At 70.5% G+C, this 22163-nt stretch carries 22 protein-coding genes and 1 pseudogene; 13 read left to right on the top strand and 10 right to left on the bottom strand.

The annotated features are described in order from the left end of the window. Positions 1–33: 33 nt before the first annotated feature. Positions 34–573 (top strand): SRPBCC domain-containing protein, encoded by a 540-nt coding sequence (locus ACFU6I_RS15055; protein ID WP_384365809.1) that lies wholly within the window; start codon positions 34–36, stop codon positions 571–573. Here ACFU6I_RS15055 and ACFU6I_RS15060 read toward each other — a convergent pair. From ACFU6I_RS15060 to ACFU6I_RS15075, 4 genes are all read right to left on the bottom strand, one after another. Continuing rightward, complete coding sequence (locus ACFU6I_RS15060) at positions 540–2114, bottom strand: hypothetical protein (RefSeq protein WP_384365812.1); 1575 nt, start codon at positions 2112–2114, stop codon at positions 540–542. The two genes, ACFU6I_RS15055 and ACFU6I_RS15060, sit on opposite strands and share 34 nt — an antisense overlap. Further along, positions 2107–4233 (bottom strand): hypothetical protein, encoded by a 2127-nt coding sequence (locus tag ACFU6I_RS15065; protein WP_384365815.1) that lies wholly within the window; start codon positions 4231–4233, stop codon positions 2107–2109. Before ACFU6I_RS15065 ends, ACFU6I_RS15060 begins: the two co-directional genes overlap by 8 nt. Positions 4234–4325: 92 nt before the next feature. Next, on the bottom strand, positions 4326–4769 hold the full coding sequence (locus ACFU6I_RS15070) for a nucleoside deaminase (protein WP_345517582.1): 444 nt from the start codon (positions 4767–4769) through the stop codon (positions 4326–4328). A 172-nt stretch (positions 4770–4941) separates the two neighbouring features. Further along, positions 4942–5346, bottom strand: a complete 405-nt coding sequence (locus tag ACFU6I_RS15075; RefSeq protein ID WP_266984542.1) for a PLD nuclease N-terminal domain-containing protein — start codon at positions 5344–5346, stop codon at positions 4942–4944. A gap of 89 nt (positions 5347–5435) precedes the next feature. Between ACFU6I_RS15075 and ACFU6I_RS15080 the strand changes: the two genes are divergently transcribed. Further along, entirely contained in the window at positions 5436–6893 is a 1458-nt protein-coding gene (locus tag ACFU6I_RS15080; RefSeq protein ID WP_384365818.1) for a menaquinone biosynthesis decarboxylase, read from the top strand. Then, positions 6890–7807 carry a menaquinone biosynthesis prenyltransferase MqnP gene (gene mqnP / locus ACFU6I_RS15085; RefSeq protein ID WP_384365821.1) on the top strand — a complete coding sequence of 306 codons (918 nt, stop codon included), beginning with the start codon at positions 6890–6892 and terminating at the stop codon, positions 7805–7807. Before ACFU6I_RS15080 ends, mqnP begins: the two co-directional genes overlap by 4 nt. Here mqnP and ACFU6I_RS15090 read toward each other — a convergent pair. Next, positions 7797–8405: a rhomboid family intramembrane serine protease gene (locus ACFU6I_RS15090; protein ID WP_384365824.1), complete on the bottom strand. Its 609-nt coding sequence runs from the start codon at positions 8403–8405 to the stop codon at positions 7797–7799. The two genes, mqnP and ACFU6I_RS15090, sit on opposite strands and share 11 nt — an antisense overlap. Before the next feature lie 123 nt (positions 8406–8528). On the opposite strand from ACFU6I_RS15090, the gene ACFU6I_RS15095 reads away from it, so the two are divergent. Continuing rightward, on the top strand, positions 8529–9200 hold the full coding sequence (locus ACFU6I_RS15095; RefSeq protein WP_345518421.1) for a UbiX family flavin prenyltransferase: 672 nt from the start codon (positions 8529–8531) through the stop codon (positions 9198–9200). A 23-nt stretch (positions 9201–9223) separates the two neighbouring features. Here the strand turns inward: ACFU6I_RS15095 and ACFU6I_RS15100 are convergent, their stop codons facing one another. Further along, on the bottom strand, positions 9224–9358 hold the full coding sequence (locus ACFU6I_RS15100) for a hypothetical protein (protein WP_266984549.1): 135 nt from the start codon (positions 9356–9358) through the stop codon (positions 9224–9226). Between the two features lie 132 nt (positions 9359–9490). On the opposite strand from ACFU6I_RS15100, the gene ACFU6I_RS15105 reads away from it, so the two are divergent. From ACFU6I_RS15105 to ACFU6I_RS15125, 5 genes are all read left to right on the top strand, one after another. Then, positions 9491–9946: an Lrp/AsnC family transcriptional regulator gene (locus tag ACFU6I_RS15105; protein WP_037697429.1), complete on the top strand. Its 456-nt coding sequence runs from the start codon at positions 9491–9493 to the stop codon at positions 9944–9946. Positions 9947–10049: 103 nt separating this feature from the next. Next, positions 10050–11213 carry an aminofutalosine synthase MqnE gene (mqnE, locus tag ACFU6I_RS15110; protein ID WP_384365827.1) on the top strand — a complete coding sequence of 388 codons (1164 nt, stop codon included), beginning with the start codon at positions 10050–10052 and terminating at the stop codon, positions 11211–11213. A gap of 121 nt (positions 11214–11334) precedes the next feature. Continuing rightward, entirely contained in the window at positions 11335–11859 is a 525-nt protein-coding gene (locus tag ACFU6I_RS15115) for a GNAT family N-acetyltransferase (RefSeq protein ID WP_345517587.1), read from the top strand. A gap of 101 nt (positions 11860–11960) precedes the next feature. Then, entirely contained in the window at positions 11961–12254 is a 294-nt protein-coding gene (locus ACFU6I_RS15120) for a DUF4229 domain-containing protein (protein ID WP_384365830.1), read from the top strand. Between the two features lie 417 nt (positions 12255–12671). Beyond that, positions 12672–14027 (top strand): dicarboxylate/amino acid:cation symporter, encoded by a 1356-nt coding sequence (locus ACFU6I_RS15125; protein WP_384365833.1) that lies wholly within the window; start codon positions 12672–12674, stop codon positions 14025–14027. 86 nt (positions 14028–14113) lie between these two features. Here ACFU6I_RS15125 and ACFU6I_RS15130 read toward each other — a convergent pair whose 3' ends face one another. Further along, positions 14114–14923 carry a methyltransferase domain-containing protein gene (locus ACFU6I_RS15130; RefSeq protein WP_384365836.1) on the bottom strand — a complete coding sequence of 270 codons (810 nt, stop codon included), beginning with the start codon at positions 14921–14923 and terminating at the stop codon, positions 14114–14116. 28 nt (positions 14924–14951) lie between these two features. Between ACFU6I_RS15130 and ACFU6I_RS15135 the strand changes: the two genes are divergently transcribed. Next, on the top strand, positions 14952–15353 hold the full coding sequence (locus tag ACFU6I_RS15135; protein WP_384365839.1) for a MerR family transcriptional regulator: 402 nt from the start codon (positions 14952–14954) through the stop codon (positions 15351–15353). A gap of 44 nt (positions 15354–15397) precedes the next feature. Here ACFU6I_RS15135 and ACFU6I_RS15140 read toward each other — a convergent pair whose 3' ends face one another. Then, on the bottom strand, positions 15398–16588 hold the full coding sequence (locus tag ACFU6I_RS15140) for an alpha/beta hydrolase family protein (RefSeq protein WP_384365842.1): 1191 nt from the start codon (positions 16586–16588) through the stop codon (positions 15398–15400). Positions 16589–16830: 242 nt separating this feature from the next. Here ACFU6I_RS15140 and ACFU6I_RS15145 point away from each other — a divergent pair, with 242 nt between their 5' ends. Continuing rightward, entirely contained in the window at positions 16831–17466 is a 636-nt protein-coding gene (locus ACFU6I_RS15145) for a TetR/AcrR family transcriptional regulator (RefSeq protein WP_384365900.1), read from the top strand. 10 nt (positions 17467–17476) lie between these two features. Here the strand turns inward: ACFU6I_RS15145 and ACFU6I_RS15150 are convergent, their stop codons facing one another. Beyond that, positions 17477–18340, bottom strand: coding sequence for a MaoC/PaaZ C-terminal domain-containing protein (locus ACFU6I_RS15150; RefSeq protein ID WP_384365845.1), 864 nt, complete (start codon positions 18338–18340; stop codon positions 17477–17479). A gap of 6 nt (positions 18341–18346) precedes the next feature. Beyond that, positions 18347–19675 (bottom strand): 3-oxoacyl-ACP reductase, encoded by a 1329-nt coding sequence (locus ACFU6I_RS15155; RefSeq protein WP_384365903.1) that lies wholly within the window; start codon positions 19673–19675, stop codon positions 18347–18349. A gap of 76 nt (positions 19676–19751) precedes the next feature. Between ACFU6I_RS15155 and ACFU6I_RS15160 the strand changes: the two are divergent. Continuing rightward, a pseudogene (locus tag ACFU6I_RS15160) lies at positions 19752–20060 on the top strand (acetyl-CoA C-acyltransferase); the annotation flags it as partial. 155 nt (positions 20061–20215) lie between these two features. Next, complete coding sequence (locus ACFU6I_RS15165; RefSeq protein ID WP_384365906.1) at positions 20216–22138, top strand: AMP-dependent synthetase/ligase; 1923 nt, start codon at positions 20216–20218, stop codon at positions 22136–22138. Positions 22139–22163 lie beyond the last annotated feature (25 nt).

The following is a 22163-nucleotide window of genomic DNA, read 5'->3' on the forward strand; positions in this document are numbered from 1 at the left end:
GCGGAACGCGCCCCACCGGGCCACGCTGGAACCATGACCGATGCACTCCCCGTGATCGAACGTGGTACCGCCGAGACCCACGGTGACCGCCACCTCATGCGGTTCACGCTCCGGCTGCCCCACCCCGTCCCACGGGTGTGGGCAGCCGTTGCCAGTTCCGAGGGGCTGCGGGGCTGGCTCGCCGCCGCCGACCCGTTCGAACCGCGCATCGGCGGGGCGATCACACTGCGCTGGCTGAATACCGACGCGGAGGGGAACGCCACGGTCGCCTCCGGCACCGTCACCGCCTGGGACGTCGAGCGCGTCGCCGAATACACCCTCGAAGGGGTGCACGGCCGGATCCGCTTCCACCTGGAGCCGCCGCGCGGCGAACACGTGCTCCTGCGCTTCAGTAACGAGTTCCATGGCGACGACGCGCTGCGGCTGGACTGTCTGGCGGGCTGGCACAACCACTTCGAGTACCTGGTGGACGCCCTGGACGGGCATCGGGCCGACTGGTCACGGTGGACGCCGGCCCGGTGGCGGGAGCTGCGTGAGAGCTACGGTGCGGAGGACGGCGGCAAGCAGTTCTGAGCCGGGGGCTTCCCCTCCGGCCAGGCGATCGCCACGAACCGCTGGGAGACGGTCGCCTGTCCGGAGGGGACCAGTTCCACCACCGGCACCGCCTTGTTGTACGGGTTGCCGTGGTTGTCCAGACAGATCCAGCCGCCGGCCCCCGACACCCGCAGCGACGCCTTCACCCGCGGCCACTGTTCACCCACGTCCGCCGGCTGCGGCAGCCGTTCGCGGTCCGGAGTGGCCTGCCGGATGGCGTGCACGGCCGTCGCCATCGCGTCGTGCGCGGTGATCACCTGGCCGTCGGTCAGATCGGCGTAGCCGGTCGGGCCGATCGGACCCACCGGTTTCTTCCCGACCAGCTCCAGCAGCTCCAGGAAGCTCCGGTAGTCCTCCGCGGAGCCGCCCGTCCGCACCGTCGACCCGCCCTTCCCCGCCGCCCAGGCGTCCGGGTGCGCGAGCGACGCGTACCGCACCGTCACCTTGCGGCGCAGTGCAGTCCGGTCGAGTTTCCTGTCGCCGCCGAGATACGAACCCTCGTCGCCGGTGAGCACGGTGAACGCCCGGTTCTGGCAGCCGCGGTCCCCGAGCGCGTTGATGAACTGCCGCAGCTGGGTGTGGCGCCCGGCGAAGAACACCGTCTCCGCGTCCGTGTCGCAGATCAGATGCGTGATCTGCTGGAACGTGTTGGCCGTGGTCCCCTCGTCGGTCGGGTCCTTCGGCGAGGTGAACAGCTGCGGCTCGTACCGGGTGCCCCTCACCAGTGTGGCGAATGCGGCCCTCAGTGTGTCGGTGTAGTTGTCGCCGGTACGGGTGTCCTGCACCAGCAGCGCCCTGTCGGCCTCCACCTTGCCGAACCGGGCCAGCGCGCGCGCCTCGTCCCGGTTGGTGGGGGAGACCCGGGCAAGCCCGGGGAACGGGTCGCCCTTCGGGCCGTTCGCGATGTCGTCCGCGGTGATCGTGGTGCCGACGACCGCGATGTGCGCCGCGGTCAACTCCTTGACCGCCGACTTCACCTCCGCACTGCTGGTGGCGACCCCCGAGACGGCCCGCAGTCGCTCCGGGGCACCCGTCATCGTCTTCAGACGGTCCACCGCCGGGCGCCAGAACAGGTTGTTCTTCCCGGTATTGGCGAGCACCAGGCGGATCTTCGGCACCTGGTCGTTCGACAGACGATTGGCCCGGTACTGCGCGGCGAAGGCGCCCTGCAACTCCCGCCGCATCTTCGTACTCGTCGAGTCGTCCGTCGCCGTCAGCGGCAGCAGCAGCGCGACCGTCACGTACTTGCCCGGCTTCAGCCCGGCGTTCTCCCGCCCGATCGCCGCCGCGACTTCGGTCAGCTTCGCCCTCCCGAAGTCGTAACCGGAGCCGGAGACACCGATGCACTCGTCACTGCCCTGCGGGCGCTCCACACCCGGCACGCACTGCCGGTTCTCCGGGGCGGTCAGCCGGCTGATGCCGTACCACCCGGACGTGATCACCAGCGCCCCGGTCACCACCGTCGTGACGGTCTTCTGCCGGGCCGTGTACCAGACGCGATAACGCAACGGATTACGCATACGAGCCACCGTCCCCCTGGGTCCGTCCTGGTCCGTGCACGGGCGCCGGCGGCCCCGGCGGCATGGACAGCGGCCGCCACGCCCTGATGTCCTGCGGCCAGTGCGTCGCCGCGTCCCACAGCACGCTGTTGCCCGTCGGGTGCCTTCCGGACAGTTGCCGCAGCTCGAACGCCATCTTCTCGGTCACCTCGTCGTCCGGCAGCGCCAGCGGATCGGAGAGCAGCCACACCGCATGGAGCAGCCGGCGAAGCTGCAACTGCAGCCGGGCCGCCTGCTCGTCGAGCCCGGCAAGCCCCGTTTCCTCGTCCGGCAGCAAGCCCGCCGCCTCCCGGCCCAGGGCGACCGCCCGCCGCGGATCGGGACCGCCGCCGCCCGGGGGGCGCGGATACGGCGCCGAGGCGATGAACCGCAGCGCATCCAACCAGCGCGCCACGTCCCCCAGCTCGAACTGCACCCGCAGATGTGTCACGCACGCCCCCGCCCCGCCCAGCACCAGCTCCTGGTGCAGCCGGTGCGGGACGCTCGGGAAGCTGCCGCCGGGCACATACGCCCCGCGCAGCGACTCGTGCACCGCCCGCCACACTGCGTAATGCGGATGGTCGCCGTCCTGGAACCGCAGCCGGTGCAGCAGCAGCGAACGCAGCAGCGGATCGGCGACGAAATGGTCGGGGCCGACCTGCCAGTCCTCCGCCCGCAGCAGATCCCGTACGAGCAACGCCACGTCGCCGTCCATCGGGACGCCGCGCAGCCGGGTCCTGGCCAGCAGCCGCGCCGACTCCTCGCCGTGCGCGGCCGCCAGCACACTCAGTACGTCCGGACGCTGCCCCGGCAGCAGCTGCCTCAGCAGTTCGTCCGCCACCCGCACCGGCGGCCGGTCCTCGCGCAGCTCCACCGTGCAGTCGAGCAGGGCGCCCGGCACCAACGTCGCCGGTTCGCGTGCCTCGCCCGCCGCCTGCGCGAACAGCGCCACCCCCAGCGGCCGCCCCCCCGTCAGCCGGTGCACCCCGCGGGCCAGCCCGGCCGGGGTGCGGCCCGCCGGGTCGAACCGATCGAACGCCGCCTGCACATGCGAGGTATTCAGCGGGGTGAGGCCCACCGCGAGGATCCCGGACGTCACCTCCGTGGACCGTGCCCAGTGGCTGCCGTGCGCCACCTCCGGCAGCCGGCGCCGCACCGCATGGCTCAGCCCCTCGTGGTCCCGGACCCGGGACGAGGCGAACACGGCGATCTGATCGCGGCCCCCGGCGGCGCGCCGCCGCAGCACCGGCTCGACCAGCTGCCGTCCCAGCACCGTGTGCGCATTGTCGAGCAGCAGCACCGGGCGTCCCCGGCGGGTGCCCCGCGCCGTACCCCGGTAAGCCCGGACCAGGTCCTCGACCAGCGCCAGCACCAGATGGTCCTCGGCGCGGCGACGCAGATCGCCACCGCGCTCGAAGTCCACGGCCAGCTGCCGCAGCCCGATCCGGCCGTTGCCGCCCGCCTGCGGATAGGTCCCGTACCAGTCGGCCGAACGCCGCTGGATGCGGCTGAACGTCTCCTCCAGCACCGTCTCCACGGTCGCCTCCGCCAGCAGCCCGGCCATGGGGACCATGGAGTCGAGCGTGGTGGCGGCCAGCTTCGTCAGCACCTTGGTGACCCAGCCGGTCGCCGCCTCCCCCTTGGAGTGCACGGTGGCCAGCACCGGGCCGAGCGACTGGAGATCGCGCTGCGCCCGGCTCTCGTCCTCCCGGGTCCACGAGATGGAGGCGACCGCGACCAGACCGAGGCTCAGCCGCGGGAACTGCACCGAGGGTGCGGCCCGCACCCGGGCCGCGAACTGGGCGACGAGATCGGGCAGCGCACCGATGACGGGCGTCCAGCCGGGACCGGGATCCTCGGGCGGGGTGACGGCCTCGCAGTCGGCCAGGGCGACCGGCGTGATCTCCCGGTACACATGTCGTAACTGTTTGAGCACCGCGGTCTTGCCCATGCCGCGCCCGCCGGTCAGCACGACGACGGGTGGATCGTCGCGGTGCTCGTACGCGGCCCTGGCGGAACCGTAGGGGGTGAGACCTGTCAGACGCGCCGCAAGTCCGTCGTTGCCGAAGATCGCTTCGCGTCCGTACAGTTCTCTGTCCACAGCACCCCCAGTGCCGACGCCTGACCGAACTGCCACACCGTCAACTTCAGGATATCGGGCTGGTGTTGGAGGGGGGCGAGGATTTTCGAACGCTATTCGGTACCGATGTCCTCGTTCCAGAGGTCGGGATGGTCGCGGATGAACTCCCGCATCAGGGTGATGCATTCGGGGTCGTCGAGCAGCACGACCTGGACGCCGTGCTCGGCCAGCCAGTCGTGGCCGCCGTGGAAGGTTGCGGCCTCGCCGATGACCACCCGGGAGATGCCGAACTGGCGGACCAGGCCGCTGCAGTACCAGCAGGGCGAGAGCGTGGTGACCATGGTCGTGCCGCGGTACGAACGCTGCCGGCCGGCAGCGCGGAAGGCGGCGGTCTCCGCGTGCGTGGACGGATCTCCGTCCTGCACACGGCGGTTGTGGCCCCGGCCGAGGAGCGTGCCGTCCGCGGCGTAGAGGGCCGCGCCGATGGGGATGCCGCCCTCGGCGAGGCCGGCGCGGGCCTCCGCGAGGGCGGTGGCGAGCATGGTCCGGTCGTTCATGCGCGTCCTGTCCTGGTGGTCGGTGCGCGGGGGCGGCGCCCCCGGATGGCCGCTGTTCCCGGACCGCCGCTCATCCGCGTGGTGCACGCGGCCCTCGAAGCGCCCGGCCCCGCAGGAGCGGCCGGCCCGGCTGCCCCTGCCGGGCCGGCTGTTGCATCCGTGAGCCTTTGCGCTACGAGGCGGGCGGAGCGGACTCCTCGGGACCGGCTCCGCTCTCCCGGCGCTTGAGCTCCTCCTCGCGGCGGCGCAGATCGGCCTCCCAGTCCTTGAGGAGCGACTCGTCCTTCTTGTTCTCTTCCTTCAGCGCCTTCAGGAAATCCGGATTGTCGTCCGGCGCCACCCACTCGTGGCGGTGATTGCGGTGCCATTCGGAGGGTGTACGGCCTCCGGCGGGCACCTGGCGCAGCTTGCCGGCGGCCAGCCACACGATCGGGCCGACGATCCAGAAGAGCAGGATGATGAAGACCCAGGCGATCTTCGGCAGGTGCTTGGCCTCGTCCTCCGGGGTGTTCAGACAGTCGATGAACGCGTAGATCGTCAGCGCCAGAGGCAGGAGATAGATCAAGGCCCGGAACATGGTGGAAGGGTCCCCCCACGGAGAGATGGCGGGGCACTGTCCCGCCCCGGTGACGGGCCCAGGGTAGCCCGTGGCCGATACTGGACCGCATGGCTTACGACGATCTTCGTTCCCTCCTCCGGGCGCTGGAGCGCGAGGGCGAGCTCAAGCGCATCAAGGCCGAGGTCGACCCCTACCTGGAGGTCGGCGAGATCGTCGACCGGGTGAACAAGGCGGGCGGGCCCGCGCTGCTCTTCGAGAACGTCAAGGGCTCCTCGATGCCCCTGGCCATGAATGTCTTCGGGACCGACCGGCGGCTGCTGAAGGCGCTCGGGCTGAAGTCGTACGCCGATATCAGCGACAAGATCGGCGGCCTGCTGAAGCCGGAGCTGCCGCACGGCTTCGTCGGAGTGCGCGAGGCGTTCGGCAAGCTCGGCTCGATGGTGCACGTGCCGCCGAAGAAGGTGAAGTCGGACAGCGCCCCCGTGCAGGAGGTCGTCCTCACCGGCGACGACGTGGACCTGGACCGGCTGCCCGCACTCTTCACCTGGCCCGAGGACGGCGGCTCCTTCTTCAACCTGGGGCTCACCCACACCAAGCACCCGGAGACCGGCGTACGGAACCTGGGGCTCTACCGGCTCCAGCGCCACGACCGGCGCACCATCGGGATGCACTGGCAGATCCACAAGGACAGCCGCAACCACTACCAGGTCGCCGCCAAGCGCGGGGAGCGGCTGCCCGTCGCGATCGCCTTCGGGGCGCCGCCCGCGGTGACGTACGCGTCCACCGCCCCGCTGCCCGGGGACATCGACGAGTACCTGTTCGCCGGGTTCATCCAGGGCAAGCGGATCGAGATGGTCGACTGCAGGACCGTGCCGTTGCAGGTCCCGGCGCAGGCGGAGGTCGTCATCGAGGGGTGGCTGGAGCCCGGGAAGATGCTTCCCGAGGGGCCGTTCGGCGACCACACCGGGTTCTACACGCCGCAGGAACCGTTCCCCGCGCTGACCATCGACTGCGTGACCATGCGGAAGCGTCCGCTGCTCCAGTCGATCGTGGTGGGCCGGCCGCCGACCGAGGACGGGCCGCTGGGGCGGGCCACCGAGCGGTTCTTCCTGCCCCTGCTCAAGATCATCGTGCCGGACATCGTGGACTACCACCTCCCGGAGGCGGGCGGCTTCCACAACTGTGCGATCGTCTCGATCGACAAGAAGTATCCGAAGCACGCCCAGAAGGTGATGAGTGCCATCTGGGGCGCGCACATGATGTCGCTGACCAAACTGATCGTCGTCGTGGACTCCGACTGCGACGTCCACGATCTGCACGAGGTCGCCTGGCGGGCGCTCGGCAACACCGACTACGCCCGGGACCTCACCGTCACCGAAGGCCCGGTCGATCATCTCGACCACGCCTCCTACCAGCAGTTCTGGGGCGGCAAGGCGGGCATCGACGCGACGAAGAAGTGGCCCGAGGAGGGCTACACCCGGGACGGGGGCTGGCCGGACATGGTCGAGTCCGACCCGGAGACGGCGGCGAAGGTCGACCGCCGGTGGAAGGAGTACGGGCTGTGAGTGCGGCCGAAGCGACGCTGGGCCCCGGGCCCGCGCAACCGACCGGCAGGGTCAAGGCGTTCTTGCGGCTCGTGATGATCGAGCACTCGGTCTTCGCGCTGCCCTTCGCCTACATCGCCTCGCTGACCGCGATGTTCCACCTCGACGAGAACATCCACTGGGTGCGCCTGCTGCTCGTCACCGTCGCGATGGTCGGGCTGCGGACATTCGCCATGGCCGCGAACCGGATCATCGACCGCGAGATCGACGCCCGTAATCCGCGTACCGCCGGCCGTGAGCTGGTCACCGGTGCCGTCTCCGTGAAGTCGGCGTGGACCGGCGCGCTCGTCGCGGTCGTCGTCTTTCTCGGCGCCGCCGCGCTGCTGAACCCGCTGTGCCTGGCGCTCGCGCCGATCGCCGTCGTGCCGATGGTCGTCTATCCGTACGGCAAGCGGTTCACCCACTACCCGCACGCCATCCTCGGCATCGCGCAGGCCATAGGGCCCATCGGTGCCTGGCTGGCGGTCACCGGCAGCTGGTCGTGGGACGCGGTGATACTCGGTCTCGCGGTCGGCGTCTGGATCGGTGGCTTCGATCTGATCTTCGCCTGCCAGGACGTCCAGGCGGACCGCGCGCACGGTGTGTTCTCGGTCCCGGCCCGCTTCGGGATCCCGGCCGCGCTGTGGGGGGCACGGGTCTGCCATGCGGTGACGACCGGGCTGCTGGTCTGGTTCGGTCTGGCGACGGATGCGGCGCTGTTCTACTGGGCCGGCATGGTGATCGTCGCCGTGGCGTTCGTGTACGAGCACCGCGTGGTGCGGCCGCACGATCTGTCCCGGCTGAACCGGGCGTTCTTCTCCGTCAACGGATTCATCGGGATCGCGCTGTTCGCATGCGCCCTGCTGGACCTGCTGGTGCGCGGCCTCACACCGTGAAGGCGGGGGGTACGGGGCGGGTGGTACGGCGTGGGCGGCGGAACGCGAACGCCGCGCCCACCCCTCCGGCCAGCCCGAACAGATGCCCCTGCCAGCTGATCCCGGAGTCGGTCGGCAGGACCCCCCACAGCAGTGAGCCGTAGACCGCGGCGATCACGACGCCCACCACGATGTCGAGCGGCCTCCGGTCGACGAAGCCGCGGACCAGCAGATAGCCGAAGAGGCCGAAGACCACGCCGGACGCGCCGAGCGTGACGGTGTGCGGTGGCGCGGTCAGCCAGACGCCGAGGCCGCTGACGACGATCACGGTCAGGACGACGGCGGCGAACCGGCGTATCCCGCCGAGGGCGGCGATGAAGCCGAGGACAAGCAGCGGGACGGTGTTGGAGGCGAGATGGTCCCACCCGCTGTGCAGGAACGCGGCGGGCACGATGTCGAGGAGTTCGGCCGGCTCGCGCGGAGTGATGCCGTAGGTGTCGAGCGCTTGGCCGGTCGCCGTGTCGATGCCTTCGAGCACCCACAGCAGTGTGATCCAGCCCAGCATCAGCGCGCCGGCCGTCATCGCCCGCGCGGAGGTGCCTGTACGGGTACCGGTCATGGCCGCCCCCTGTCCTTGGCCGTCGACGGCCTGTCCTTCATCTGTCGGAACGCACGGAGCCCCTCGCTCGGTTCCGCGACTTCTGCGCCGGATAGGCTCGGGGGCGTGGAATCCGGGACTTCAGTGAGTCAGCAGCAGCGGCAGCCTTGGATTGTCGGGGTTTCAGGCGCTTCAGGTACACCATTCGCCGCCGCCGTGCTGCGTGGTCTGCTGGCCGCGGGCGAGAGCGTCGACCTGGTGGTGAGCCGGGCCTCGCGGCTGACGCTGCTGGACGAGACCGGCATCGCCTTCCGCGACGCACGCTGGCAGGAGGACCTGCGGAGCTGGCTGGCCCGCGGCGCGGACGGGAAGCCGCACACCTTCGAGGTGGGCGATGCGGAGCTCGACGGCGTACAGCACTGGGCGGCCGGCGATCTCGCGGCCGGGCCGTCCTCGGGGTCGTACCCGGCGAAGGGGATGCTGATCGTTCCCGCCTCGACGGCCTGTGTGGCCGGAGTGGCGCTCGGGCTCTCGAAGGATCTGCTGCAGCGGGCCGCGAGCGTGACGCTCAAGGAGCGGCGGAAGCTGGTCGTCGCGGTGCGCGAGACTCCGCTGAACGGTCAGACCCTGAAGCATCTGGTGACCCTGGACGAGGCGGGCGCCGTGGTGCTGCCCGCCTCTCCGGCGTTCTATGCGGGCGCGACGCACATCCAGGATCTGGTGGACTTCGTCGCGGGGCGGGTGCTGGACGCGGCAGGGGTGCCGCACCAGCTCTACCGCCGGTGGGAGGGGAAGCTCGGTGGCTCCCGCGACTGAGGCCGGGTTCGCCCCGGCGGGACTCAGCGCTTCTTCGGGGCGCGCGGGGTGCGGGTCTTGTCGATCCGGTGCGCGGCGGCGGGCTGGTGGGCACGCGAGCGGTTGGCCAGGTCCTGCAGCTCGCGCATCCGGGCGTAGGCCATCTCGATCGTGTACACGGTGTTGTCACTCCTGAGGATTCGAAAGCACTTCTTGGAATATCTGAAAGATTTACAGGGCCTGAGCTCTGTATGCCTTAGATTCTACACGTAGACTCGCGGTACTGCTGAACAATGGAAGGTTTCAGTCATATGGACGCGGTGGACAGGCAGCTCATCCAGGCCCTGAGGGAGAACGGCAGGGCCTCGTACGCCGAGCTGGGACGGCTCGTCGGGCTCTCCGGGCCCAGCGTCACCGACCGCATCAACCGGCTGGAAACCGCCGGTGTCATCACCGGGTACCGCGCCACCGTCGACGCCGCCTCCCTCGGGCTCGGGGTCACGGCCCTGATCGGCATCTCGCTCTCCGACGCTGCCGACCACGAGGACGTCGCGCGCCGGCTCAAGGACCTCGCGGAGATCGAGGACTGCTGGTTCATCGCGGGCGACGACTCGTTCATGCTCAAGGTGCGGGTCGGTGATGTCGACGGCCTGGAAAGGACCATCCGCCGGCTCAGCGGCACGAAGGGCGTCTCCCGGACCCGTACGACGATCGTGCTCTCCACCAAGTGGGAGAACCGGGTCGGGGAACTCCCCGAGGAGTCGTAGGCGTAACGTGGTGGAGCCCCCGGGTGACCGGGGGTTTCTGCCGGTGTCACGGTGGAATCCGGTGGAACGCACAGCACGTCAGAGACACCTGGGAGGCAGCCGCATGGATGTTGGGCTCAAGCGCGAGCTGGAGGAGAAGGTCCGCGCGGGGGAGCGGCTGACCCGTGAGGACGGCATCGCCCTCTACGAGTCGGACGACCTGGCCTGGCTCGGCGGCCTTGCCCACGAGGTGCGCACGCGCAAGAACGGTGACGTCGTGCACTTCAACGTCAACCGGCACCTCAACATGACGAACGTGTGCACCGCCTCGTGCGCGTACTGCTCGTTCCAGCGCAAGCCGGGCGAGAAGGACGCGTACACGATGCGCATCGAGGAGGCCGTCCGCCTCGCGAAGGCGATGGAGGGCGAGAATCTCACCGAGCTGCACATCGTCAACGGGCTGCATCCCACTCTCCCGTGGCGCTACTACCCGCGCTCCCTCAGCGCGCTGAAGGAAGCCCTGCCGCAGGTCTCCCTCAAGGCGTTCACCGCCACCGAGATCCACCACTTCGAGACGATCTCCGGGCTCTCCGCCTCCGAGATCCTCGACGAGCTGATCGAGGCCGGTCTGGAGTCGCTGACCGGTGGCGGCGCGGAGATCTTCGACTGGGAGGTCCGCCAGCACATCGTGGACCACGACACCCACTGGGAAGACTGGTCGCGCATCCACCGCCTCGCGCACGAGAAGGGTCTGAAGACCCCGGCGACGATGCTGTACGGGCACATCGAGGAGCCGCGTCACCGCGTCGACCATGTGCTGCGACTGCGCGAGCTGCAGGACGAGACCGGTGGCTTCCAGGTCTTCATCCCGCTCCGCTACCAGCACGACTTCGTGGACATGAAGGACGGCAAGGTCCGCAACAAGCTCCAGGCGCGGACGACGATGGCGACCGGCGCCGAGGCACTGAAGACCTTCGCGGTCTCGCGTCTGCTCTTCGACAACGTCCCGCACGTCAAGGTCTTCTGGGTGATGCACGGCGTGCAGACCGCCCAGCTCGCGCTGCAGCACGGCGCGGACGACATGGACGGCTCGGTCGTCGAGTACAAGATCACGCACGACGCGGACAACTACGGCACGCCGAACAAGCTCGGCCGTGAAGACCTGCTGGACCTGATCCGGGACGCGGGCTTCCGCCCCGTCGAGCGCAACACCCGGTACGAGATCATCCGCGAGTACCCGGGGCCGGACGCGGACCGTCGCGAGGCGCCGCAGCCGATGCGCGTCTGACGCCCGGCACGTCCCTGCGTACCGCTCCGTACGAAAGCCCCGGCCGCCGTCCCCGGCCGGGGCTTTCTCGCGTACTGGACGGTTCTTGGGCCACCCATTCGGTAATAGGTAATCTGCCGTCATGGCACTTACTTTTGAGCTCGACCCCAAGTTCGACGGCACGCTGCGGGACGGCATCATCGCGCTCTGGGTCGATGTCTCCAACGCGGGCGGAGCCGTCGGCTTCATACCGCCCGTCACCACCGAGGAGATCCGGCCCGAACTGGTCAAGCATCTCGTCTCGATGGCCGAGGGGCGCACCCGGCTGCTGGTCGGGTACGACGAGGAGGGTGCCGTCGCCGCCACCGCCTTCCTCACCCACAACACGCACCGGCTGATGACCCACTGGCTCTGGATCTACACGGTGATGGTCCACCCCCGGCACCAGGGCAAGGGCTACGGTCGCGGTCTGATGTCCGCCGTGGCGGAGGCGGCCCGCGGGTTCGAGGGCATCGAGGCGATCCGGCTGACCTGCCGGGGCGGCACCGGCGCCGACCGTTTCTACATGTCGTGCGGTTACAAGGAGGTCGGACGGGTGCCGGGCGCGATCCGGGTCGCCGACGGGGACGACCGCGACGACATCATCATGCTGCTCCCGCTGGACTGACCACAGGGATCCGTCGGCTGTTCCTGCCCGCCGAAGCGATCGATTTCGGGGCATGCTTCACTGGTCGGGCAGGATTGTCGTACCCAGAGAGAAGGCCAGCCGTGTCCGCTGCCAAGCCGAGCGCAACGATCCGGTACACCTTGATGCGCCTCAGCATCTTCGTCGGCTGCCTCGCCGTCGTTGCCGTGGCTGTCACCTACGGTCTGCTGCCCTCCGGGCTCGGCGGGTCCAACGCCATCTGGATCATCCTGCTGGCCCTGCTTCTCTCCGCGCCCCTCAGCTACGTCCTGCTGCGCAAGCAGCGCGACGAGATGTCCGCGCAGATCGCCCCCAGGATCGACCGTGCCAAGGCGCGGCTGGCGGCGAACCAGGACCAGGAGGACGGCGTCGCATAGCGAGGCGCGTGGAGCCCGTGAGGGCGATGTGAGGGCCAGGTAAGGGATACGTAAGGTTCCTCACACCTGTAAAGATTTTCTTCGGAACCCCAGTACCGAGCTTCCCGCTCATGTACTGGGGTTTCGCCGTTCCCCGGGGCCGGGCGGGTCATGGTTTCCCCAAAGAAGACCTTTGAGGCTCTCAAAGTTCAAGTGTTAACGTGTTCGACATGAAGACAGCTGTGCGCCCCCGCCGTTCTACGAGCATTCCGCTCGTGGCGCGCCTGCATGTCGATCTCTGCCGCTGTATGTCCGCGGTCTGTTAGCCGCTACGTCGAACCGGCACCATGCAGCGGCGCCGCCCCTGACGCGGGCGCCGCATCCCCGTCCCCCGTCTCGTTCCCGTGCGCCCCGATGCGTCACGTCAGGAGTGTGTCCGTGTCCGCGAATCCCGCGTCCGCCACCGCCGGCACCGGCAAGCCGTCCGGCTCCGGTTTCCGCATACCCAAGGTCCCGTTCTGGGCCCAGATCATCGCCGGTCTCGTCCTCGGCGTGCTGCTCGGGTGGCTCGCCCGCAGCCAGGACATCAACTGGCTCTACACCACGCTCGACAAGGTCGGCCACATCTTCGTCCAGCTGCTGAAGCTGGCCGTCGCGCCCCTCGTCTTCTTCGCGATCCTGGTGTCGATCACCAACCTGCGCAAGGTCAACAACGCCGCCCGGCTGGCCACCCGCACGCTGCTCTGGTTCATGATCACCTCGCTGATCGCGGTCGCCATCGGCCTTGCGATCGGTCTGATCACCAACCCGGGTTCGGGCACCGGTCTGACCCCGAAGGACGGCAAGCTGCCGGAGGGTGCGGGCTCCTGGCTCGACTTCCTGACCGGCATCATCCCGGAGAACGTGATCACCCCGTTCACCGAGCTGAACGTCCTGCAGATCGTCTTCATGGCCGCCGTCGCCGGTATCGCCGCGCTCCAGCTCGGCGAGAAGGCCCAGCCGATCCTCACGCTGAGCGAGTCGATCCTGGAGCTCCTCCAGAAGGCCCTGTGGTGGGTCATCCGCCTGGCTCCCATCGGCACCATCGGCCTCATCGGCTATGCGATCGCCGACTACGGCTGGGACCTGATCGGCAAGTACGCGACGTTCACCGCCGATGTCTACATCGGCTGCGCCCTGGTGCTGTTCGGCGTGTACCCGCTGCTGCTCGCCACCGTCGCCAAGGTCAACCCGGTTCAGTTCTTCAAGGGCGCCTGGCCCGCGATCCAGCTGGCCTTCGTCTCCCGCTCCTCGGTCGGCACGATGCCGGTCACCCAGAAGGTCACCGAGCGTCTCGGCGTCCCGAAGGAGTACGCGAGCTTCAGCGTCCCGTTCGGGGCGACCACGAAGATGGACGGCTGCGCCGCGATCTACCCGGCGCTGGCGGCGATCTTCATCGCCCAGATCTTCGACGTGCAGCTGGGTGTCGGTGACTACATCCTGATCGCGTTCGTCTCGGTGATCGGCTCGGCGGCCACCGCCGGTCTCACCGGTGCGACGGTCATGCTGACTCTCACGCTGTCGACGCTGGGTCTGCCGCTGGAGGGTGTGGGTCTGCTGATGGCCATCGACCCGATCCTGGACATGATGCGTACGGCCACCAACGTGGCCGGCCAGGCCCTGGTGCCGGTGATCGTGTCGGCCCGCGAGAAGATCCTCGACCTCGACGCGTACCACTCGGCCTCGTCCTCCCCGATCGACGACATCGAGGTGCGCGACGCGGAGCAGCAGGTGAGCGTGCCGGTCGCCGCGTAGTACGACCACAGATTCCGCGAAGCGCCCCCGGTCCGTCCGTCGACGGACCGGGGGCGCTCGCCGTTGTGCGCGCGTGGACCGGCACCTCAGGGAGCGGTGCCCGCCGCGACGAAGAGGGGGAGGGCGAGGAACAGCCGCCCGGTTCGGGCGCGTGCGCGCTGGTCCGCGGTCCAGGCCGAGGCCTCCGCGGCGGTGAGGGCGCCCGTGTCCCTGGCCGCCTCTGCCAGTCCGGTGAGCATCGGCAGCGCCGCGGCGTCGGTGAGGACTGCCGTACGCACCTCCGCCACGACGTCCTCGAACCCTGCGTCCAGCAGCAGATTCCGCTGACGGCGGGCGGCCCGGGGGCTCGGTACGGTGCCGGCCCGCGCGTGCACGACGGCACGGGTGAGTGCGGGGTCGTCGGAGTCGATGACGAACGTGTCCCAGTCCTGTCCGATGAGGACGGCCCGCCCGCCGGGGATCAGTACGCGCCGCGCCTCGCGCAGTGCGGCAGCGGGGTCGGTGAGGGCGTGGAGCACCTTGTCGGCGCGGTAGCCGTGCAGGGAGTGATCGGGGAAGGGGAGGGCGTACGCGTCCGCCCTCCGGATGTCCGCGCCGGGGAGCCGCTCCCGGGCGACGGCGACCATCCGCGCGTCGAGGTCCGCACCGATGGCCCGGGCGCCGCGCGCGGACAGCTCGGCGACCGCGGTTCCGGTCCCGCAGCCGATGTCGACGACGGTGGTGTCCGCTCCTGCCCGGAGCAGTTCGTAGCTGTGGTGCCGGAGCGCGGCGGCGCCCGGGATCCGCTCGGCCGCATCGAGGAGCGCGACGAGAGGCATGGCGGACGCGGTGGTGGGAGCTGTGGCCAGGGGGGCCGGCACGGGTGCGGCCGGGGGTGTGGTCCGGGGCTTGTCCATGGCCGCCAGGCTGCGACTTAATGTCGGCATGAAGTCAAGCGAGGCGGGGACTCTGCTGAGCATCGGGGACGCGGCGGCGCGCTTCGGGCTGCCCACACATGTGCTGCGGCACTGGGAAGCGGTGGGGCTCGTGACGCCCGCGCGGGACGGTGCGGGAAGACGGCGTTACGGTGCGGAGGACCTCACCCGGGTCGCGGTCGTCGTCCGGGCCAAGCGGGCGGGTCTCGGCCTGGACGCGATCCGGGTTCTGGTCTCCGCCGCGGACCCCGCCGAGCGTCGGGCGGTGCTCGTCGGTGAGGCGGCGCGGCTGCGCACCCGTATCGCCGCCGTACAGGCCTCGCTGGACCTGGTCGAGTGCGCGCTGGACTGCGAGCACGACGACTTCACCCGGTGCCCCCACTACCGCACGCACGTGGCACTCGGGCTCTGAGCGCCACGTGCGCGTGCGACGTGACGTGTCCCGTCCGGGGCGGGTCAGGGCTGCTGGAACCCGACCTCGGGGTTGTCCGGTGTCGGGCCGTCCAGGAGCGGTTGGGGCGTGCCCCGCAGATGGAGATCGAAGAAGGCCGCGACATAGTCCCGGGTGATCCGTATCGAGCGTTCGCCGGAGAGCGGCGCTTCGGGGTCGACTATGCCCAACTGGCCTCCCAGCGCGGGGACATCGGTGAAGGTGAAGTGGCCGGAGTCGGCGACGGTCAGCCAGCGCTTCCAGCCGTCCAGCTGCGCCCAGCCCTCGTCCCAGCTCCCGTCCTCACCGCCGGGGTGGTGGTCGGAGGCGGTGCCGAGCATCAGGAACGGTCTGCCGTCGAGCCCGCCGGCAGGGACCGGGTCGAAGAAGGTGCCGTCCATGTCGACCCCGGCGCGCACGCGGTGGTCGGCGGCCATGGTCGAGGCGGTCGCGTTGCCGCCGATGGAATGACCGGCCATGCCGATCCGGTGCGGGTCGATCATGTGGGCATGACGCCAGGCAGGGTGACGGCCGGTCAGCCGGTCCAGCACGAAGGAGAGGTCCTTGGCCCGCCCCGTGGCCACGGCTGCCATGCCCGTCGTCGCGGTCTGTTCGCAGGCGGCGCAGGTGAGCAGGCGCCCGCCGGGGAAGGCGGTGCCGGTCGACTCGTAGGCGTGGTCGACCGTCGCGACGACGTATCCACGGCTGGCCAGGTCCTCGGCCAGACCGGTGAGTGTCGTCCGCGGAGTGCCGAAGCCGGGGGAGAGCACCACCAGCGGGAATCGGCCGTGTGCCGGGCGGGCGGCCAGGCGGGCGTGGGTGAGGGTGGAGCTGACCGTGGTCGCGGGGATCACGTCCTCCAGACCTCGGGACGCCAGCATCAGCCGGGCTTCGTCCGTGGTCATGTACGGCGCGGTCGTCGTGCCGCTGCCGGGAAGGGCCGGGTAGTGGACCGACACCATCAACTGCCGGGCGCCCGCGGCGGGGACCCAGGGGTCCGGACGGCTCCGGTCGGTCAGATGCAGGGTGTCCCGGCCTGTCGCGTAGGGCCCGGTCGGCCGGGGAACTTCCAGCGAAGATCCGGTGGCGGCGTGTGCCGCGGGGGTCGCATCGGGACGGGTTCCGGGACCCGGGGCGGCTGAGGCGGTCGAGGGTGCGGCGAGCAGGACGGCCAGGGCGATCGCCGTGGCCGTGGCCCGGCTGCGAGGACTGATCATGGTGAAGACGCTACGGATCCGGCCGTGCCGGAACATCGCGCGCAGGGGGGAACCGCCGTCCCACCACAGGGTGATCCCGGGCTCCGGAAGACCTTACTTTCGTCGGGGGTATAACCGGCCACTCGGCGGCCGCGGAAGTCCTCTTCGTACGACGGGCCAGGGGGCCGCGCCGTACTCTTACCGAGGAGTAGGACAGTGGGGGCGGGAGGAAGTCGGACGTGGGTGCTGTGAAGAGCAAACGGATGCCGCGTGCCGTGCGCGAGCAGCAGATGATGGACGCCGCGGTACAGACGTTCGGGCAGCGCGGATACCGGGCCGCTTCGATGGACGAGATCGCGGAGCTGGCCGGGGTGTCCAAGCCGCTGGTCTATCTGTATCTGAATTCCAAGGAGGAGCTCTTCACCGCCTGCATCAAGCGCGAGGCGAAAGCGCTGGTCGCAGCGGTGCGATCGGGGGTGGAGCCGGGGCTTCCGGCGGATCGGCAGCTGTGGGCCGGGCTGCGGGCGTTCTTCACGCACACCGCGGAGAACCCGGACGGCTGGGCGGTGCTGCACCGGCAGGCGCGTACGCACGGGGAACCGTTCGCCACCGAGGTCATGGTGATGCGCGACGAGATCGTTGCGTTCGTGACGGGTCTGATCGGTGCCGCGGCCCGTGACGCCCACCATGATCCGGCACTTCCGGACCGCGATGTGGCGGGACTGGCGCAGGCCCTCGTGGGGGCCGCCGAGTCGCTCGCCGGCTGGGCGAACGACACCCCGGGCGTCTCGGCAAAGGAGGCCGCGGCCACGCTGATGAACTTCGCCTGGGCGGGTCTGGAGAACCTCATGCACGGCCGCCCGTGGCTGCCGCCGAACAAGTCCGCCGGTCAGAGGTAGCGGCGGCCGGTCACGAATCCGGCCCCCCGCCGTCCCGCGTCGTCGACCCCGTGAGGTGGATCCGACTGCCGCTGCGGAGCTGGAAGGCGGAGCCTGAGCCGTCCGCCGCGTACGTCACCGTCGCCGGGAGCAGGACCGGCGCCTTGAAGTCGGCGCGTACGGACCGGATCCGGCCCGGATCGTCGGCTTCGGCCAGGCAGCGGGCGACCGTCCACATGCCGTGCGCGATGGCCCTCGGGAAGCCGAACAGTCGGGCGGTCAGCGGGTACAGATGGATGGGGTTCCGGTCACCGGACGCCGCCCCGTAGCGACGTCCCAGATCGCCGGGGAGCCGCCACTCGGCGACGGCGGGGAGCTCGGTGGCAGGCGCCGCTCCGGCAGCCGTGGAAGCGGCAGCGGTTGTGGTCGAGTGACGGGACAGATAGCCGCTGCGCGATTCCCAGACCAGCTCATTGTGCGTGCGCGCCTCCGTCACCATCGTGACTTCGGTGCCGCGGCGGTGCGGCGTCAACACGTCTGCGTAGACGGTCAGTTCGAGCGGGTCCGTGGCGGGTGACGCCCGGTGCCGGGTGATCTCGATCCAGGTGTGGACCAGCCCGACGACCGGCAGCGGGAACTTGTGCCCGGTCATCAGCCGCATCGCGAGGGGGAAGCCCAGCACGTGGGGGTACGTCAGCGGCAGCGTGCCCGACTCGCGGAAGCCGCAGATCCTGCTGTACGAGGCGAGGGCGTCGGGGGCGACGGGGACGTTCCCGGCCGTCAGCCGGTCGGCGGTGAGCCTGGCGCCGGACCGGCCGGCACGCTTGAACGGGGAGGTGAGCGCGCCCCGCACGAGTGAGGCCGTCAGGGCCCGGGAAGGGGCAGCAGCCGTCATCGGACGTCACGCCCCCAGCAGGCTCTGGCCGCAGACCCGCACGATCTGGCCGTTGACGGCCGTCGACGCGGGCTGGGCGAACCATGCGGTCGTCTCGGCGACATCCACCGGAAGACCGCCCTGCGAGAGCGAGTTCATGCGACGGCCCGCCTCCCGGACGAAAAGGGGAACCGCGGCGGTCATCTTCGTCTCGATGAAGCCGGGGGCGACCGCGTTGACCGTGACCCCGTGGTCGGCGGCGGCGCGCGGGGCCAGGGAGCGGACCAGGCCGATGATGCCCGCCTTGCTCGCCGCGTAGTTCGTCTGTCCGTTGTTGCCCGCGATACCGGCGATGGACGCGGTGGCGACGATCCGGCCGCCCCGGTTGACGGTGCCTGACGTGAGCAGGGCGTCCGTGGTGCGCAGCACGCTGTCGAGGTTGACCTCGATGACCGGGGCCCAGCGGTCGGCGGGCATGTTCGCGAGTCGCCGGTCGCGGGTGATGCCCGCGTTGTGGACGAGGATGCCCAGGCCGTCGGGGGCCGCGGCGGCGATCCGTTCGGCGGCGTCGTCCGCGGTGATGTCCAGGGGCAGGGCGGTCGCGCCGAGCCGCTCGGCGGTGCGCTTCAACTCGTCGGCGGACTGCGGGATGTCCAGGCAGATGACCTGCGCGCCGTCCCGTGCCAGGACCGAGGCGACGGAGGCGCCGATACCGCGCGCCGCACCGGTGACCAGTGCGGTGCGCCCGGTGAGCGGCGCGGCCCAGTCGGTGACCGGGTCGGGCGCGGCGCCGGTGAGTTCGACGACCTGACCGCTGACGTACGCGGACCGGGGTGAGAGCAGGAAGCGGAGCGTGGATTCGGCCGAGGCGACCGCACCCGGCGTGATCCGGAGCAGCTGGACGGTGGTGCCCCTGCCGATCTCCTTGCCGAGCGAGCGCACGAACCCTTCGAGGGCCTGCTGCGCTGCCGCCTGGTGATGGTCGTCGGCCGACGGCCGCACCCCGAGGACCACGATCCGTCCGCCCGGCGCCGACGAACGTATGACGGGATGCAGCGCCGCGTGCACGTCCCCGAGCCCGGAGGCGGTGGCGACCGCCGTCGCGTCCAGGACGATTCCCGCCGGGCGGGCGGCCGTCCCGGCGCGGTCCGTCACCGGGAGGCCGGTCGCGGCGAGGAGCGCCGCGAGCTCCTCCGTGACCGAGGAGTCCCCGGCGGTGAGATGCAGGAGCGGGCCGTCCAGCGACTGGGTCTCCGGCGTCCAGCGGCGCAGCCGCGCGGGCTGCGGCAGCCCGAGCTTCCGGGTCAGGAATCGGCCGGGCGCTGTGCCGGTGACGTGCAGATAGCGGTCGGCCATTGTTCCAGACTCCTGCTCGGTCATAGATTTACTCCGAAGTAAGGTTACTCAAGGGTCAGGAGCTGGTCGAGATGAGTTGGTCGAGTTGATCCCCCTCGCTCTCCCGCAGCCGCGCCGGGTCGCGGTCATCGGCGGCAGCCGCATCCCGTTCGCGCGCTCCGACGGCCCGTACGCGCAGGCCTCCAACCAGGACATGCTCACCGCCGCGCCGAACGGACTCGTCGAGCGGTTCGGGCTCCAGGGGCAGCAGGTCGGCGAGTTCGTGGCGGGCGCCGTCCTCAAGCGCAGCCGGGACTTCAACCCGGCCCGCGAGACCGTCCTCGGCTCGGCGCTCGACCCGCGCACCCCCGCGCACGACATGCAGCAGGCCTGCGGCACCGCGATCCTGGAACGCCCGTGACGCCCTGACGTATCGAGCCCGCCCGGCGTCAGGTCGCCCGGCGCGGCTGAGGATCTGTGCAAGACCGTTCGGCGACCGAGGACGAGACGGTCGCCGGACAGAACCGGCGCACCGCCCGCCCCCGAGTCGAGGAGCCGCTCGTGTCCACGCCCGCTTCCGCCACCGCACCCGTCGTGACGTCCCCCGCACCCGCCCTGGTCGAGCCGACGAGGATCAGGGCGGCGGACGGTTCCGTGTGCCAGGTCTCCGTACCCGCGTTCGCGCCGCCCGTACGGCGCGGCTCGCTCGCCGAGATCCCCTTCGACAATGCCCGCGAGGCGCCGGCCGACGCCGTCCTCAGCCGCAAGCAACCCGACGGCGGCTGGCAGGACGTGACGGCGGCGCAGTTCGCCGACGAGGTGCATGCCGTCGCCAAGGGGCTGATCGCGGAGGGCCTGCGGGCCGGCGACCGGATCGCGATCATGGCCCGCACGACGTACGAATGGACACTGCTCGACTTCGCCGGATGGGCCGCCGGACTTGTCACCGTCCCCATCTATCCGACCTCCTCCGCCTTCCAGGCCCGCTGGATCCTCCAGGACTCCGGCGCTGTCGCCTGCGCCGTCGAGACGGCGGAACAGGGCCGGCTGATCAGCCAGGAGCGCAAGCAGCTCGGCGATCTCACCCATCTCTGGCAGTTCGACACCGGCGCCCTGGGCCGGCTGAAGAAGCTCGGCAAGGACGTCCCCGACGACGCCGTCGCCGCCCGCCGGTCCACCCTGGAACCCGGGACACCCGCCACCCTCATCTACACCTCCGGCACCACCGGCCGCCCCAAGGGCTGTGTCCTGACCCACGGCAACTTCTTCGCCGAGGTCGACAACGCCATCGAACTCCTTCACCCCGTCTTCAAGTCGGTCAGCAAGTACCCCGCCTCGACGTTGCTCTTCCTGCCCCTGTCGCACGTCTTCGGGCGGATGGTCGCGATCGGCTGTCTGCGTGCCCGGGTCCGCCTCGGCCACGCCCCGTCCATCCGGACCGAGGACCTCCTCGCCGACCTGGCGGGCTTCCGGCCCTCCTTCCTGCTGGCCATCCCGTATGTGCTGGAGAAGGTCTACAACACCGGCCGGGCCACCGCCGAGAAGATGGGCCGAGCCTCGTCGTTCGACCGGGCCGCGCGGATCGCCCAGCGGTACGGGCAGGCCGTCGAGGCCGCCGAACACGGCACCGGACCCGGACCGGGCTGGGGGCTGCGAGCAGCCCGTGCGCTGTACGACCCGCTGGTCTACCGGCGGATACGGGCCGCGCTCGGCGGCCACGTCCGGTACGCGATCTGCGGCGGCTCCCCGCTGGGCCGGCGGCTCGCCGCGTTCTACTCGGGCGCGGGCATCGAGATCTTCGAGGGGTACGGGCTGACGGAGACCACCGCTGCCGCCACCGTCACCCCGCCGCTCAGACCACGACTCGGCACGGTCGGCTGGCCGCTGCCGGGCACCGCCGTACGGATCGCGGACGACGGCGAGGTGCTGCTCAGCGGCGGCCAGGTGTTCACCGGCTACTGGGACACCGAACGCGGTGCGCCGGTCCCCGCGCTGGACGGCGGCTGGTTCCCCACCGGTGACCTGGGCGCCCTCGACGAGGACGGCTACCTCACGATCACGGGTCGCAAGAAGGACATCATCATCACGTCGGGCGGCAAGAACGTCGCTCCCGCCCCATTGGAGGACTGGCTGCGCGCACACCCGCTGGTCAGCCAGTGCATGGTGGTCGGCGACAACCGCTCCTTCGTCACCGCCCTGATCACCCTGGAGGCGGACGGGCTCGCGCACTGGCGGCAGATGCGCAAGAAGCAGGGTGTGCCGCTCGGCGAACTGGTGGCGGACGAGGAGCTTCACGCCGCGCTTCAGCGGGCGGTCGACGAGGCCAACCGCCTGGTCTCACGCGCCGAGTCGATCCGTAAGTTCGCTGTGCTGCCGGTGGACTTCACGGAGGAGCGCGGGCATCTGACGCCGTCGCTGAAGCTGAAGCGGGACGCCATCGCACGGGACTTCGCGGCGGAGATCGAGGCGCTGTACCGGAAGTAGGCCACCGCTGCCGCCCGTTCGCGAC

The sequence above is a fragment of the Streptomyces sp. NPDC057486 genome (assembly GCF_042802415.1).
In the GTDB taxonomy this organism is placed as follows: domain Bacteria; phylum Actinomycetota; class Actinomycetes; order Streptomycetales; family Streptomycetaceae; genus Streptomyces; species Streptomyces yanii.

Coding starts and splice junctions, on each gene's coding strand:
- ACFU6I_RS15145 (WP_384365900.1), top strand. CDS start 16,831: ATGCCGCGTGCCGTGCGCGAGCAGCAGATGATGGACGCCGCGGTACAG.
- ACFU6I_RS15155 (WP_384365903.1), bottom strand. CDS start 19,675: ATGGCCGACCGCTATCTGCACGTCACCGGCACAGCGCCCGGCCGATTC.
- ACFU6I_RS15135 (WP_384365839.1), top strand. CDS start 14,952: ATGAAGTCAAGCGAGGCGGGGACTCTGCTGAGCATCGGGGACGCGGCG.
- ACFU6I_RS15150 (WP_384365845.1), bottom strand. CDS start 18,340: ATGACGGCTGCTGCCCCTTCCCGGGCCCTGACGGCCTCACTCGTGCGG.
- ACFU6I_RS15105 (WP_037697429.1), top strand. CDS start 9,491: ATGGACGCGGTGGACAGGCAGCTCATCCAGGCCCTGAGGGAGAACGGC.
- ACFU6I_RS15055 (WP_384365809.1), top strand. CDS start 34: ATGACCGATGCACTCCCCGTGATCGAACGTGGTACCGCCGAGACCCAC.
- ACFU6I_RS15130 (WP_384365836.1), bottom strand. CDS start 14,923: ATGGACAAGCCCCGGACCACACCCCCGGCCGCACCCGTGCCGGCCCCC.
- ACFU6I_RS15070 (WP_345517582.1), bottom strand. CDS start 4,769: ATGAACGACCGGACCATGCTCGCCACCGCCCTCGCGGAGGCCCGCGCC.
- ACFU6I_RS15060 (WP_384365812.1), bottom strand. CDS start 2,114: ATGCGTAATCCGTTGCGTTATCGCGTCTGGTACACGGCCCGGCAGAAG.
- ACFU6I_RS15090 (WP_384365824.1), bottom strand. CDS start 8,405: ATGACCGGTACCCGTACAGGCACCTCCGCGCGGGCGATGACGGCCGGC.
- mqnE (WP_384365827.1), top strand. CDS start 10,050: ATGGATGTTGGGCTCAAGCGCGAGCTGGAGGAGAAGGTCCGCGCGGGG.
- ACFU6I_RS15115 (WP_345517587.1), top strand. CDS start 11,335: ATGGCACTTACTTTTGAGCTCGACCCCAAGTTCGACGGCACGCTGCGG.
- ACFU6I_RS15075 (WP_266984542.1), bottom strand. CDS start 5,346: ATGTTCCGGGCCTTGATCTATCTCCTGCCTCTGGCGCTGACGATCTAC.
- ACFU6I_RS15140 (WP_384365842.1), bottom strand. CDS start 16,588: ATGATCAGTCCTCGCAGCCGGGCCACGGCCACGGCGATCGCCCTGGCC.
- ACFU6I_RS15080 (WP_384365818.1), top strand. CDS start 5,436: ATGGCTTACGACGATCTTCGTTCCCTCCTCCGGGCGCTGGAGCGCGAG.